General features: G+C 51.6%; 12 protein-coding genes. 9 read left to right on the forward strand and 3 right to left on the reverse strand.

From position 1 onward, the window contains the following. Positions 1–115: 115 nt before the first annotated feature. The 7 genes from pgi (at position 116) to psiE (ending at position 6,856) form a co-directional block, all read left to right on the forward strand. Positions 116–1,765 (forward strand): glucose-6-phosphate isomerase, encoded by a 1,650-nt coding sequence (pgi, locus tag WBL83_RS22000; protein ID WP_424591106.1) that lies wholly within the window; start codon positions 116–118, stop codon positions 1,763–1,765. A 383-nt stretch (positions 1,766–2,148) separates the two neighbouring features. After that, positions 2,149–2,394, forward strand: a complete 246-nt coding sequence (yjbE, locus tag WBL83_RS22005) for an exopolysaccharide production protein YjbE (RefSeq protein WP_424591107.1) — start codon at positions 2,149–2,151, stop codon at positions 2,392–2,394. Between the two features lie 63 nt (positions 2,395–2,457). Then, positions 2,458–3,096 (forward strand): YjbF family lipoprotein, encoded by a 639-nt coding sequence (locus WBL83_RS22010; RefSeq protein WP_424591108.1) that lies wholly within the window; start codon positions 2,458–2,460, stop codon positions 3,094–3,096. A gap of 46 nt (positions 3,097–3,142) precedes the next feature. After that, complete coding sequence (locus tag WBL83_RS22015) at positions 3,143–3,349, forward strand: hypothetical protein (RefSeq protein ID WP_424591109.1); 207 nt, start codon at positions 3,143–3,145, stop codon at positions 3,347–3,349. Next, the gene (locus WBL83_RS22020; RefSeq protein ID WP_424591110.1) at positions 3,315–4,091 is read left to right on the forward strand and encodes a capsule biosynthesis GfcC D2 domain-containing protein; all 777 of its coding nucleotides are present in this window, start codon (positions 3,315–3,317) and stop codon (positions 4,089–4,091) included. The genes WBL83_RS22015 and WBL83_RS22020 overlap by 35 nt, the downstream gene beginning before the upstream one ends. Further along, positions 4,091–6,187: a YjbH domain-containing protein gene (locus WBL83_RS22025; protein ID WP_424591111.1), complete on the forward strand. Its 2,097-nt coding sequence runs from the start codon at positions 4,091–4,093 to the stop codon at positions 6,185–6,187. The genes WBL83_RS22020 and WBL83_RS22025 overlap by 1 nt, the downstream gene beginning before the upstream one ends. 261 nt (positions 6,188–6,448) lie before the next feature. Next, a complete protein-coding gene (psiE, locus tag WBL83_RS22030) occupies positions 6,449–6,856 on the forward strand; it encodes a phosphate-starvation-inducible protein PsiE (protein WP_424591112.1) in 408 nt (135 codons plus the stop codon). 220 nt (positions 6,857–7,076) lie between these two features. On the opposite strand, the gene malG is transcribed toward psiE, so the two are convergent. From malG to malE, 3 genes are all read right to left on the reverse strand, one after another. Then, a complete protein-coding gene (gene malG, locus WBL83_RS22035; protein WP_424591113.1) occupies positions 7,077–7,967 on the reverse strand; it encodes a maltose ABC transporter permease MalG in 891 nt (296 codons plus the stop codon). Positions 7,968–7,979: 12 nt separating this feature from the next. Continuing rightward, entirely contained in the window at positions 7,980–9,524 is a 1,545-nt protein-coding gene (gene malF / locus WBL83_RS22040; RefSeq protein WP_424591276.1) for a maltose ABC transporter permease MalF, read from the reverse strand. A gap of 271 nt (positions 9,525–9,795) precedes the next feature. Continuing rightward, complete coding sequence (malE, locus tag WBL83_RS22045; RefSeq protein ID WP_424591114.1) at positions 9,796–10,986, reverse strand: maltose/maltodextrin ABC transporter substrate-binding protein MalE; 1,191 nt, start codon at positions 10,984–10,986, stop codon at positions 9,796–9,798. Positions 10,987–11,370: 384 nt separating this feature from the next. Between malE and malK the strand changes: the two genes are divergently transcribed. Further along, positions 11,371–12,480: a maltose/maltodextrin ABC transporter ATP-binding protein MalK gene (gene malK / locus WBL83_RS22050; protein ID WP_424591115.1), complete on the forward strand. Its 1,110-nt coding sequence runs from the start codon at positions 11,371–11,373 to the stop codon at positions 12,478–12,480. 44 nt (positions 12,481–12,524) lie between these two features. Further along, positions 12,525–13,841: a maltoporin gene (locus WBL83_RS22055; RefSeq protein WP_424591116.1), complete on the forward strand. Its 1,317-nt coding sequence runs from the start codon at positions 12,525–12,527 to the stop codon at positions 13,839–13,841. The last annotated feature ends 36 nt before the right edge of the window (positions 13,842–13,877 follow it).

The raw sequence follows: 13,877 nt of genomic DNA on the forward strand, positions 1-13,877 counted from the left end.
GGCACATAACCTGAAACGGTATTCCCGGTGAAGGGGTAGAAAAATCATCACAAATCCGGTTTTGTGGATATACAATTGAGCGCAGTCACAGTTCTCAAATCAAAAGGGTATCGCTATGAAAAATATCAACCCAACGCAGACCGCTGCATGGCAGGCTTTGCAAACGCATTTTGACGAAATGAAAGATGTCACTATCGCTGAGCTTTTCGCACAGGATGCCGACCGTTTTACTAAGTTCTCCGCCACTTTCGATGATTTAATGCTGGTGGATTACTCCAAAAACCGCATCACTGAAGAAACTCTGTCTAAGCTGCAGGCGCTGGCGAAAGAGACGGATTTGCAGGGCGCTATCAAGTCCATGTTCTCTGGTGAGAAGATTAACCGTACTGAAGACCGTGCCGTGCTGCACGTTGCCCTGCGTAACCGCAGCAACACGCCAATCGTGGTCGATGGCAAGGACGTAATGCCAGAAGTGAACGCGGTGCTGGAAAAGATGAAAACCTTCTCCGAAAGCATTATTAGCGGCAACTGGAAAGGCTACACCGGCAAAGCGATCACTGATGTGGTGAACATCGGTATTGGCGGTTCAGACCTCGGCCCATTCATGGTGACCGAAGCGCTGCGTCCGTACAAAAACCACCTCAACATGCACTTTGTATCCAACGTTGATGGCACGCATATCGCTGAAGTTCTCAAGAATGTTGACCCAGAAACCACGCTGTTCCTGGTCGCATCTAAAACCTTCACCACTCAAGAAACCATGACCAACGCCCACAGCGCGCGTGACTGGTTCCTGGCAACCGCTGGCGATAACAAACACGTAGCGAAGCACTTTGCGGCACTGTCTACCAACGCGAAAGCCGTCGGTGAGTTCGGTATCGATACTGCCAACATGTTTGAGTTCTGGGACTGGGTCGGTGGCCGTTACTCCCTGTGGTCCGCGATTGGCCTGTCTATCATCCTGTCTGTCGGCTACGAAAACTTTGTTGAACTGCTGTCAGGCGCGCACGCCATGGATAAGCATTTTGCTAACACTCCGGCAGAACAGAACCTGCCAGTGCTGCTGGCGCTGATCGGTATCTGGTACAACAATTTCTTCGGTGCTGAAACCGAAGCAATTCTGCCATACGACCAGTACATGCACCGCTTTGCTGCTTATTTCCAGCAGGGCAACATGGAATCCAACGGTAAGTATGTTGACCGTAACGGCAACGCCGTGGATTACCAGACTGGCCCAATCATCTGGGGCGAGCCGGGCACCAACGGTCAGCACGCGTTCTACCAGCTGATTCACCAGGGCACCAAAATGGTTCCTTGCGATTTCATCGCACCGGCAACCACCCACAACCCGCTTTCTGATCATCATCCAAAACTGCTGTCTAACTTCTTCGCACAGACAGAAGCGCTGGCGTTCGGTAAAGCTCGCGATGTGGTTGAGCAGGAATATGCGGACCAGGGTAAAGACCCGAAAACTCTGGAACACGTTGTGCCGTTCAAAGTGTTCGAAGGTAACCGCCCAACTAACTCCATCCTGCTGCGTGAAATCACCCCGTTCAGCCTCGGCGCACTGATTGCGCTGTATGAGCACAAGATCTTCACTCAGGGTGCCATTCTGAACATCTTCACCTTCGATCAGTGGGGCGTTGAATTAGGTAAGCAACTGGCTAACCGTATTCTGCCGGAGCTGGGCGATAACGCAGAAATTAGCACTCACGACAGTTCTACAAACGGCCTAATCAACCGTTATAAATCCTGGCGCGCATAATTAGCCGCTGGAATTAAAAATAAGCCGGCCTTATGTGCCGGCTTATTTATTGCTAGATAATATTTATAAGATAAATCCCCTTGATGCTTATTATCCTCAATTTCCCTGAGTGAGGTTAATCCTAAAAATGCCTATATCCTGATAATTCAGGAGGGTTACTTTCAGATTAATTAGATTGAATGGTGTGGTTTTTATATATTAACTCATTGTTTTATAGCTGATAAATTGTATGTCATTATTTGCTTTGTCGTTATATTTCCAACTATCTTAAAGCGCCTTCCATATTTCCCGCATCGGTCTAACCCTATTATTTGTTGTGTATACTCGAAACGCCTGAAACTCTTTTGGGCAAATCTCCATTCATTCAATGAAGGGAAATTGTTATGAAGAAAGTTCTTTATGGCGCTTTTGCCATATTCACGCTGGCAGCTGCTGGCGCTGCGATTGCTGATCCCGTATCGGTAGGCGAAGCAGCCGGCGCACAAGCGACTTCTGTGTCAGCAGGTAGTTCTACTGCGACCAGCGCCAGCACTGTCGGGTCGGCAGTGGGTGTAGCACTTGCTGCAACCGGTGGCGGTGATGGTTCCAACACTGGGACAACAACCACCACGACGACCAGCACCCGTTAATTTAGCGGGTGATTTAACTCTAACCACACTTCGGTGTGGTTATTTCTACTCCGGGAAAACCTCGTGCAGCGACTCGCAATTCTTCTTGCCTGCTTGTTACTTCAGGCTTGTTCTGACTCCACCAAAGGCCTTGGCTCGTCGCTTTGGCACAGCATTGTGGGTGAAGACGGTATTCAGCTCACCAGTGACGAGATTCAGAATATGCGCTACGCCAGCCAGTACATGCGCATTAATAACGGCCCGCAGATATTTGTGGTGTTGGCCTATGACGAAGAAGGCCTACAAAAATGGGTCACCCAGGACCGGGCGATGATCGTCACGGAAAATGGCCGCATCGTGAAAACCACAGGACTTGGCGACAACCTCCAGCAAGTGACTAATCAGGCAAGCGATCCGCTGGCAAAAGCGAACCAGATTGTGGATGGCGCTGGCTGGACACGACAAATGGCCTGGACCGAACATCAGCAGGTGCGTATGGCGACCGCGCATTCGACTTTCACCTGGGATGGGACCGACACGCTGAAAGTGGCGACGAGCACCACGTCGGTTCGCGTCCTCGACGAAGAAGTGACGGCTGCGGGAAAATCCTGGCATAACCGTTTCTGGATAGACAGCGAAGGCCAGGTGCGCCAGTCAAAACAATTTCTTGGCCCGGATTATTGGCCAGTTACCACGATTCTGTTGAAGGCGGCGAAACAATGAAAATAAAAGCGATGACGCTTTCTTCAACCACATGGTGGATGACGCGTTGCTTATCCACTCTACGGAATGTGGCGAAATGGTGGATGACGTGTTGTTTATCCACTCTACGGAATGTGGCGAAATGGTGGATGACGTGTTGCTTATCCACTCTACGGAATGTGGCGAAATGGTGGATGACGCGTTGCTTATCCACCCTACGGAACGTGGCGAAATGGTGGATGACGTGTTGTTTATCCACTCTACGGTTTTGTAGGTCGGATAAGCGGAGCGTCATCCGACATGTTTTTGCGGCGCTGACCTTATCCACTCTACAATTCAGCGCCTGGGCGGCTGGAAACGTAACGATTTACCCACAAAATCAACCCATTAAAAACGTCGAACGGCTGGCCGACCTGGTTTCCCAACCGTCACTGGCTCACGCATGGTGGCCGGGTGCTGTCATCAGCGAGCGACAGGCATCAGCAGTTGCAGAACAACAGCATCAGAAATTACTGGCTTCATTAAGCGCATTAGCAGCGCAGGAAGAGGGTGATGATGCCGCCGCAATCAACGGATTACGCCAGCAAATGCAGGCTGTTCACGTTACCGGACGGCAGTTTGTCGACCTCGATCCTGACTGGGTGCGTGTCCATCCTCGCGCTAATGTTCCATTGCAAGGCGACTACAGCCTGTGGGCAGGGCCGCAGCCGTCCACCATCACACTGATGGGCCTGGTAAGTTCACCGGGTGCAAAGCCTTTCGTTGCCGGGCGCAGCGCGGATGAATATCTCGATGGCATCGACAAACTCAGTGGCGCCGACCGCAGCTACGCCTGGGTGATTTATCCGGATGGTAAAACGCAAAAAGCGCCGGTGGCCTACTGGAATAATCGCCATGTCGAACTTACCCCGGGAAGCATCCTGTTTGTGGGTTTTAAAGACCACCTTTTTAATTCTGATTTCAACGACCTGAATCAGCAAATCCTTAATTCTCTGACGCATCGGAGACCGGATTGATGAAGAAAAAAACGCTCTACAGCCTGTTGGCTCTGGCTGTTTCTTCTGCCGTCCACGCAGAAACTTTCCCCGCACCTGTCGGCCCGTCACAATCGGATTTCGGCGGTGTGGGTTTGCTGCAAACCCCTACGGCACGCATGGCACGCGAAGGGGAATTTAGCCTCAACTATCGCGATAACGATCAGTACCGCTTTTACTCGGCTTCGGTGCAGCTTTTCCCATGGCTGGAAACGACGCTGCGCTACACCGACGTGCGCACCAGACAGTACAGCAATGTCGATGCTTTCTCGGGGGATCAGACCTATAAAGATAAAGCCTTCGACATGAAAATCCGTCTTTGGGAAGAGGGATATTACCTGCCGCAAGTGGCGGTTGGGGTACGCGACTTAGGCGGTACGGGGCTGTTCGACAGTGAATATGTGGTGGCGAGCAAAGCCTGGGGACCGTTCGATTTTACCCTTGGGATGGGCTGGGGTTATATGGGCACCAGCGGGAACGTCAAGAACCCGTTTTGCGAAGTCAGCGATGGCTTTTGCTATCGCGACAACAGCTACAATCAGGCCGGTTCATTTAATTTCAGCGGCATGTTTCATGGTCCCGCGTCATTATTCGGTGGTATCGAATACCAGACTCCATGGCAACCGCTACGCCTGAAGCTGGAATACGAAGGCAATAATTACACGCAAGATTTTGCCGGGAAACTCGAGCAGCGTAGTAACTTTAACGTCGGCGCTATCTACCGTGTAGCCGATTGGGCAGACGTTAACGTTAGCTATGAGCGCGGCAATACCTTTATGTTTGGCGTCACGTTGCGTACCAACTTCAACGACTTACGCCCGAGTTACAACGATAGCCGTCGCCCGCAATACCAGCCGCAGCCGCAAGATGAAATTTTGCAGCCAACGGTGGTCGCCAACCAACTGACGCAGCTCAAATACAACGCGGGCTTTGCCAATCCAAATATTCAGGTCAAAGGCGATACCTTGTATGTGACGGGCGAACAGGTGAAATATCGCGATTCCCGCGAAGGGATCGAGCGCGCCAATCGCATCATCATGAACGACCTGCCGGAGAATATCCGCACCGTTCGCATTAACGAAACGCGTCTGAATATGCCGCAAGTGACCACCGAAACGGATGTTGCGAGTCTACGTCATCAGCTGGAAGGCGAACCGCTTGGGCATGAAACTCAACTGGTGCAGAAACGTGTTGAGCCCGTGGTGCCAGAGAAAACCGAACAAGGGTATTTCATCGATAAATCGAAAGTGAATTTCTCGATTAATCCGGTTTTGAATCAATCTTTTGGTGGGCCTGAAAGTTTCTATATGTATCAGGTTGGGGTGATGGGCACCGCCGACTGGTGGGTGACGGATCATTTGCTGACCACCGGCAGCCTGTTTGCCAATATCGCCAATAACTACGACAAATTTAACTACACCAATCCACCGGCTGACTCGACGCTGCCGCGTGTGCGTACTCACGTGCGCGACTACGTTGAGAACGATGTTTACGTCAATAACCTGCAAGCCAACTACTTCCAGTATCTGGGTAACAGCTGGTATGGACAGGTTTACGGCGGCTATCTCGAAACCATGTATGGCGGGGTGGGGGCGGAAGTGCTGTATCGCCCGGTCGACAGCAACTGGGCGATTGGGGCTAACGCCAACTACGTCAAACAGCGTGACTGGACCAGTTCGCTGGACATGATGAAGTTCACGGATTACAGCGCGCCAACCGGCCATATCACTGGCTACTGGACGCCGCCGTTTGCCGATGATGTTCTGGTGAAACTGAGCGTTGGCCAGTATCTGGCGAAAGATAAAGGCGGCACGCTGGAAATCTCCAAACGCTTCGACAGCGGGGTGGTGGTCGGGACTTACGCGACGATTACTAACGTGTCAAAAGAAGAGTATGGGGAAGGGGACTTTACCAAAGGTTTCTACGTCAACGTACCGCTGGATGTGTTCTCATCCTCACCAACTCGCAGCCGTGCACAAGTGAGCTGGACGCCACTGACGCGTGACGGTGGACAGATGTTGGGACGTAAGTTTGAGTTGTATGGGATGACGAGCGATCGGGATATTAATTTTAGATAGTGGGGGTAGTGGGACTACAGGATATGCCTGAGCGGTGATTTTTCCGCTCACCGTAGCGTTTTGTTTTCCCACAGACACCCGCTAACGGTGAACGTGCCAGGGGAGTTACGACACTTCCCTGGCGACCCCGTCGCCCGGTTTTAAATTGCCGCTTCGCGATAAACCCTGGCTCATCCCCAACATATAAGTAAATAAACTAGATCCAGATCACACTTTCAACGTATAACATCCCCTCGGGACCCTAACCCACGAGGTGCTGTTATGACGACTATCACCCGCGTTGAGTTGATCGCCACCGTTTTGCAAACGGTACTCAATCTGGCCCTGCTCACTCTTGGTCTGATCCTCATTATCTTCCTCGGCAAAGAAACTCTGCATTTAGCCAATGTGCTCTTTACTCCTGGCGAACAGGTCAGCAAATATCTGTTTATCGAAGGGCTGGTAGTTTACTTCCTGTATTTCGAATTTATCGCCTTGATCGTCAAGTACTTCCAGTCGGGTTATCACTTCCCACTGCGCTACTTTATCTATATCGGCATCACCGCTATCGTGCGGCTTATCATCATCGACCATAAGCAGCCGCTGGACGTGCTGATTTATTCTGGGGCGATTTTGCTGCTGGTGATTACGCTGTGGCTGTGTAACAGCAGCCGTTTAAAGCGCGAATAAAAAAGGCGGCCCGAAGGCCGCCGAAGAAAATACAAAGTCAAATGAGGGATACAGTGGCATTACCCTTTATCTATCGGGCTAGTGTTGCGTTGGCTGCCTTTATTCGCCCCAGTCACTTACTTTAGTAAGCTCTTGGGGGCTCTTGCAGTTGCCGCCTTGCTCTAACCCGAGAGCTGTCGGGTAAAATTACATCAGGTAGAACAATAACGAACAGGAAATCTTAACCTTTCACCCCACCGGCCGTCAGGCCGCTGACCAACCAGCGCTGTGCCAGCAGGAACACGATGGTAATTGGAATGGCTGAAAGCACAGCGGCTGCGGCAAAGTCGCCCCACAAGTAGTTTTGTGGGTTGAGGTATTGCTGCATACCTACCGCCAGGGTGTAGCTGTTGACATCACGCAGCAGCAACGATGCCACTGGGACTTCGGTTATCGCGGCAATAAACGACAGAATAAACACTACCGCCAGAATCGGCACAGACAGTGGCAGTAACACCAGGCGGAAAGCTTGCCATGGGGTTGCGCCATCCAGCGCTGCCGCTTCTTCCAGCGAGTTATCGATGGTTTCGAAGTAGCCTTTAATCGTCCACACATGCAGCGCAATGCCGCCAAGATAGGCGAAGATCACCCCACCATGCGTATTCAGACCAATAAACGGAATGTACTGGCCGAGACGGTCAAACAACGCGTACAACGCCACCAGTGACAGCACTGCCGGGAACATCTGGAAAATCAGCATCCCTTTGAGCAGCGTCGCTTTTCCTGGGAAACGCATACGCGCAAAAGCGTAAGCACAGGTCGTTGAGAGCGTGACAATACCCAGTGCAGTAATGGCCGCGATTTTGATTGAGTTCCACAGCCATAACAGCACCGGGAACGGAGGAGGTGTTACGCTGCCATCGGCATGTTGCACGCTGAAGCCCAGCGCCAGTTTCCAGTGCTCCCAGGAGATTTGATCCGGGATCAGACTGCCGGTGGCGAAGTTACCCGGACGCAGTGAAATCGCGATCACCATCAACAGCGGGAACATAATCGCGGCGATAAATATCAGCAGTAGCAGATGCGTGGTAAGCAGACGCAGCTTTTGAGATTTGGGTTGAACCATAGCCATATGTGTTGCTCCTTAATCAAACTTCATGCGGGTGGCTTTCAGGTTAACAATCGCTAATGCCCCAACCAGCAGGAAGATAAGCGTTGCGATAGCCGCCGCAAGTCCAAAGTCCTGGCCACCGCCGCCTTCAAACGCGATGCGGTAGGTGTAACTCACCAGCAAGTCTGTATATCCCGCAGGCGTCGTGGTGCCCAGGCGGTCTGGTCCGCCGTTGGTTAACAGTTGAATCAGCACGAAGTTGTTAAAGTTAAAGGCAAAGCTGGCAATCATCAGCGGCGTCAGCGGCTTAATTAACAGCGGCAGAGTGATTTTAAAGAAGTTCTGGAACGGGCCTGCGCCATCCATTGCCGAGGCTTCATACAGGTCATCTGGAATGGCTTTCAACAAGCCCATGCACAAGATCATCATGTATGGATAACCGAGCCAGGTATTCACGATAATAATCATTGAACGCGCGGTGGTCGGGTCACTAAACCAGGCGGGTTTGATACCAAACAGCGAACTCAACATCATGTTGATTTCACCGAAGCTTTGGTTGAACAACCCTTTGAAAATCAGAATGGAAATGAACGAAGGCACTGCGTAAGGGAGAATTAACATCACCCGGTAAATCGCTTTGCCTTTCAAGGACTCCCACTGGACGACGCACGCCAATATCATGCCGACCGCCACAGTCAGGATCACCGTCAGGATTGAGAAGATAACCGTCCAGACGAAAATCGCCATGAACGGCTTCTGGATACCTTCATCATGGAAGACGCGTAAGAAGTTTTTCCAACCGATTGTCACGGTGTAGCCCGGGCTTAATTGCTCGTTGCCCCAGTTGCCGTCGGCATTCACAGACTGATAAAAACCAATCTGGTTATTCGGACGGTATTTCACGCCGCTTTGGTTGTTTGTCAGCTCACCATCTTCTTTAGCGGTATACAGCGGGCGCGTGCCGGAGAACTGGCGCAGGGAGCTCATGGTCAGCGTGGTTTCATCAGGCATTTCAGCGGTGATTTGCGTCATCGCCTGGCGGTTTTGGGTAATCACACGCAGATTGGCTTTTTCACCCGCGGGCAGGGCATCCGCTTCTTTCAGTTTCAGATGTTGCTCGCCGCCAAATTTAAAGGCGTCGGAGATAAAATTCTTACCGGATTCACCGTCGGTGAGGGCCAGTTGCCACTCATCACCCGCCGGGTAGAGACCGAAGTTAAAGGTTTTGCCCGCCTGATATTGGCGGTCCATTAGCACTTGCTGTGCACGTTCCTGCGTCAGTTGGTTGGTGCTGCTGTAGTTGGTAAAGGCGATGGCAATGGTACAAACCAGCGGGAACAGAACGAACAGCCCCATACCGGCAAGACCCGGGTAAACATAGCGCCAGGCATATGCCTTGCGGTTAGCGTAAATATAGAGGCCAAGCGAGCTTAAAATCAGCGTCATTATGGCGAACAGGTACTCCCCCTGGGCGTACATCAAGATAATCAGATAACCTACCAGCAGGCCTAACAACCCGATGACTGACCATTTCAGTACATCGCTTTGCCACCAGTGGCTCTTTTTCACAACATCCATGGGGTCTTCCTCAAAACTCATCATCTGAAACCACCCTCACCCTAACCCTCTCCCAGTGGGAGAGGGGATCGTCCGGTTTTCTCACTCTCCCAGTGAGAGAGGGGATCGTCCGGTTTTCTCCCTCTCCCAGCGAGAGAGGTGATCGTCCGGTTTTCTCCCTTTCCCAGTGGGAGAGGTGATCGTCCGGTTTTTTCCCTCTTCCTGTGGGAGAGGTGATCGTCCGGTTTTCTCCCTCTCCTTTAGGGAGAGGGTCGGGGTGAGGGGGAAGTGATTACTTAGTAATACGTCCCTGAGCGTCTTTCATCGCTTCATCAACAGTCTGACGACCGCTAACGGCGTTGATGACTGCAGTACGAACGGCATACCAGAACGCAGCCATTTGCGGCACGTTTGGCATGATTTCACCTTTCTGGGCGTTATCCATGGTGGCGGCGATACGTGGGTCTTTCGCCAGTTGATCCTGGTAAGATTTCAGAGCAACCGCGCCCAATGGCTTGTCTTTATTGACTTCAGCCAGGCCCTGGTCGGTCATCAGGTAGTTTTCCAGGAACTCTTTCGCCAGCTCTTTGTTCGGGCTGGCTGCGTTGATACCAGCACTCAGCACACCGACGAACGGCTTGGAAGGTTTGCCTTTGAAGGTTGGCAGCAGCGCGACGCCGTAGTTGATTTTGCTCTTATCAATGTTGGACCATGCCCACGGGCCGTTAATGGTCATCGCGGTTTCGCCTTTGTTAAAGGCCGCTTCTGCGATGGAGTAATCGGTATCCGCATTCATGTTTTTGTTTTTGATCATGTCGACCAGGAAGGTCAGGCCCGCTTTCGCGCCTGCGCTGTCCACGCCCACATCTTTCACGTCATATTTGCCGTTTTCCAGTTTGAACGCGTAACCACCGTCAGCAGCAATCAGCGGCCAGGTGAAGTACGGCTCTTGCAGGTTGAACATCAACGCGCTCTTACCTTTCGCCTTCAGCTGCTTATCCAGCGCAGGGATCTCTTCCCAGGTTTTTGGCGGATTAGGTACCAGGTCTTTGTTGTAAATCAGAGAGAGCGCTTCAACCGCGACTGGGTAAGCAATAATTTTGCCGTTGTAACGAACGGCGTCCCAGGTAAACGGATAGAGTTTGTCCTGGAAAGCTTTGTCTGGAGTGATTTCGGCCAACAGGCCAGATTGTGCGTAACCACCGAAACGGTCATGTGCCCAGAAGATGATGTCCGGGCCATCGCCGGTCGCCGCGACTTGTGGGAATTTCTCTTCCAGTTTGTCCGGGTGTTCGATGGTGACTTTAATACCGGTGTCTTTCTCAAACTTTTTACCCACTTCGGCCAGGCCGTTATAGCCTTTATCACCGTTAATCCAGATAACCAGTTTGCCTTCTTCTATCTTTGCCAGTGCAGAGGCGGAAAACATCATCGTTGTCAGGGCAGACAGAGCGAGGATGCGGGCGCCAGTTTTAATTTTCATAGTCCCATCCTTTGAATGGTGGTTTGCGCGTGGATACATCAAGGTCAAGGTGGTCGCGTTACGGTTGCCAGTTTGCTCAGATGGCAAGTGCTTCTCATCCTCCTTAGCCCTACGCCCCACCTCGATTATCTGTGATCCCCATTACATAACTGGCAGTTATGTGTCCTGGAGCACACAAAACCCCTCGGAATTTTGAAACCACGATCACGAAAATCTCTTGCGCAGACTGTAACCGGTTGCAGAAACCGACATCTCATCCTCCCGCCTCCTCCCCCATAAAAAACATCAGGGTGGAGGAGTTACCAAATGTATAGATCCGTCATAGTCCGACACATCTTGAATCACCTGCCAATTAGCATCGTGACGGAATGAAGGGAGAAGTACATGGCAAGCGTACAGCTACGGAACGTAACAAAAGCCTGGGGCGATGTAGTGGTATCGAAAGATATCAATCTGGACATCCAGGAAGGTGAGTTCGTGGTTTTTGTTGGCCCGTCAGGCTGCGGAAAATCCACACTGTTACGTATGATCGCGGGGCTGGAAACTATCACTAGCGGTGATTTATTCATTGGCGAAACGCGCATGAACGACATTCCACCTGCTGAGCGTGGTGTGGGCATGGTGTTCCAGTCTTATGCTTTGTATCCCCATCTTTCTGTTTCAGAAAACATGTCTTTCGGCCTGAAGTTGGCGGGCGCCAGGAAAAGTGAAATTAATCAGCGAGTCACTCAGGTTTCGGAAACACTGCAATTAGCGCATCTGTTAGAGCGCCGCCCGAAAGCGCTGTCTGGTGGACAACGTCAGCGTGTGGCAATTGGCCGTACGCTGGTGGCGGAACCGCGTGTCTTCCTGCTCGATGAACCTCTTTCAAACCTTGATGCGGCGCTGCGTGTGCAGATGCGCATTGAGATCTCCCGACTGCACAAACGCCTCGGGCGCACCATGATTTACGTGACTCATGATCAGGTCGAAGCGATGACGCTTGCCGACAAAATCGTGGTGCTGGACGCAGGCCGTGTCGCGCAAGTCGGTAAGCCACTCGAGCTGTACCACTATCCGGCAGATCGTTTCGTTGCGGGCTTCATTGGCTCGCCAAAAATGAACTTCCTGCCAGTGAAAGTGACCGCAACCGCAATCGATCAGGTGCAGGTTGAATTACCTAACCGTCAGCAAGTCTGGCTGCCGGTTGAGAGCAAAGAAGTTCAGGTCGGCGCCAATATGTCCCTTGGTATTCGCCCGGAACATCTACTGCCAAGCGAGATCGCTGACGTCACTCTTGAAGGTGAAGTTCAAGTGGTCGAGCAACTCGGTCATGAAACTCAGATTCATATCCAAATCCCCGCCATCCGTCAGAACCTGGTGTACCGCCAGAATGACGTGGTGTTGGTAAAAGAGGGTGCCACATTCGCTATTGGCTTGCCGCCAGAGCGTTGCCATCTGTTCCGTGAGGATGGCACTGCATGTCGTCGGCTGCATCAAGAGCCAGGTGTTTAAGCATTCCCATAAAAAAGAAAAGCAATGATTCAGGAGATAGAACGATGATTACTCTGCGCAAACTTCCACTGGCAGTCGCCGTAGCAGCAGGCGTTATGTCTGTTCAGGCTCTGGCTGTGGATTTCCACGGTTATGCCCGTTCTGGTATCGGCTGGACCGGTAGCGGCGGCCCACAAGAATGTTTCCAGGCAACAGGTGCTCAATCTAAATACCGTCTTGGTAACGAATGTGAAACCTACGCGGAAATTAAATTAGGCCAGGAAGTCTGGAAAGAAGGCGATAAGAGCTTCTATTTCGACTCCAACATTGCCTATAACTCTCCACAGTTGAACGACTGGGAAGATGGCAATACTCCAGCAATCCGTGAATTTAACGTGCAGGGTAAAAACCTCATCGACTCGCTGCCAGGCGCCAATATGTGGGCTGGTAAGCGCTTCTATCAACGTCATGACGTTCACATGATCGACTTCTACTACTGGGATATTTCTGGTCCTGGTGCAGGTCTGGAAAACATCGACGTCGGCGTAGGTAAACTCTCCTTTGCGGCCACCCGTTCTGCTGAATCTGGTGGTTCATCCGGTGCTGCTGAATTCGATCCAGTGACTGGCGAACGTACCTACAACAACAAAGTTCCAAACGACGTGTTTGACGTGCGTTGGGCAGGTATTGAAACCAACCCAGGCGGTACCCTGGAACTGGGCGTAGATTACGGCCACACCAACATTCCTGATGACTATTATCTGCAACCTGGCGCGTCTAAAGACGGCTGGATGGGGACTCTTGAACACACCCAGAGCATGATGAAAGGCTTCAACAAATTCGTAGTCCAGTACGCAACTGACTCTATGACCTCAAATGGTAAAGGTCAGGCGCAGGGCGGCAGCATCAACAACGACGGCAACATGATCCGTGTTCTCGACCACGGTGCAATCACCCTGGCAGACCAGTGGGACCTGATGTATGTCGGTATGTACCAGAACCTGGATATGGATGATAACCAGGGTACTGAGTGGTACACCATCGGTGTGCGTCCAATGTTCAAATGGACGCCAATCATGAGCACCTTGCTGGAAGTTGGCTACGACAACGTGAAATCCCAGGAAACTGGCGAACGTAACGGTCAGTACAAAATTACCCTGGCGCAACAATGGCAAGCAGGCGACAGCATCTGGTCACGTCCAGCATTGCGTCTGTTCGCAACTTACGCTAAATGGGATGAGAAGTGGGGTTACGCTAAAAATGGTGACGGCAACGCAACTCGCTTTGCTATCTCCGATTCAACCGGTAACGGTAACTTCTCTACTAGCCGCGGCGATAACGACGAGTTCTCCTTCGGTGCCCAGATGGAAATCTGGTGGTAATACAGCTTTAGCCTGATGTTATGAAACGATGAGGGG

Source organism: Buttiauxella sp. (assembly GCF_049686335.1).
GTDB lineage: Bacteria > Pseudomonadota > Gammaproteobacteria > Enterobacterales > Enterobacteriaceae > Buttiauxella.

Excerpts from the sequence above, each read along its gene's own strand:
- psiE (WP_424591112.1), top strand. The coding sequence starts at position 6,449 with ATGACGACTATCACCCGCGTTGAGTTGATCGCCACCGTTTTGCAAACG.
- yjbE (WP_424591107.1), top strand. The coding sequence starts at position 2,149 with ATGAAGAAAGTTCTTTATGGCGCTTTTGCCATATTCACGCTGGCAGCT.
- pgi (WP_424591106.1), top strand. The coding sequence starts at position 116 with ATGAAAAATATCAACCCAACGCAGACCGCTGCATGGCAGGCTTTGCAA.
- malK (WP_424591115.1), top strand. The coding sequence starts at position 11,371 with ATGGCAAGCGTACAGCTACGGAACGTAACAAAAGCCTGGGGCGATGTA.
- malE (WP_424591114.1), bottom strand. The coding sequence starts at position 10,986 with ATGAAAATTAAAACTGGCGCCCGCATCCTCGCTCTGTCTGCCCTGACA.
- WBL83_RS22025 (WP_424591111.1), top strand. The coding sequence starts at position 4,091 with ATGAAGAAAAAAACGCTCTACAGCCTGTTGGCTCTGGCTGTTTCTTCT.
- malF (WP_424591276.1), bottom strand. The coding sequence starts at position 9,524 with ATGGATGTTGTGAAAAAGAGCCACTGGTGGCAAAGCGATGTACTGAAA.
- WBL83_RS22020 (WP_424591110.1), top strand. The coding sequence starts at position 3,315 with ATGACGTGTTGTTTATCCACTCTACGGTTTTGTAGGTCGGATAAGCGG.
- malG (WP_424591113.1), bottom strand. The coding sequence starts at position 7,967 with ATGGCTATGGTTCAACCCAAATCTCAAAAGCTGCGTCTGCTTACCACG.
- WBL83_RS22055 (WP_424591116.1), top strand. The coding sequence starts at position 12,525 with ATGATTACTCTGCGCAAACTTCCACTGGCAGTCGCCGTAGCAGCAGGC.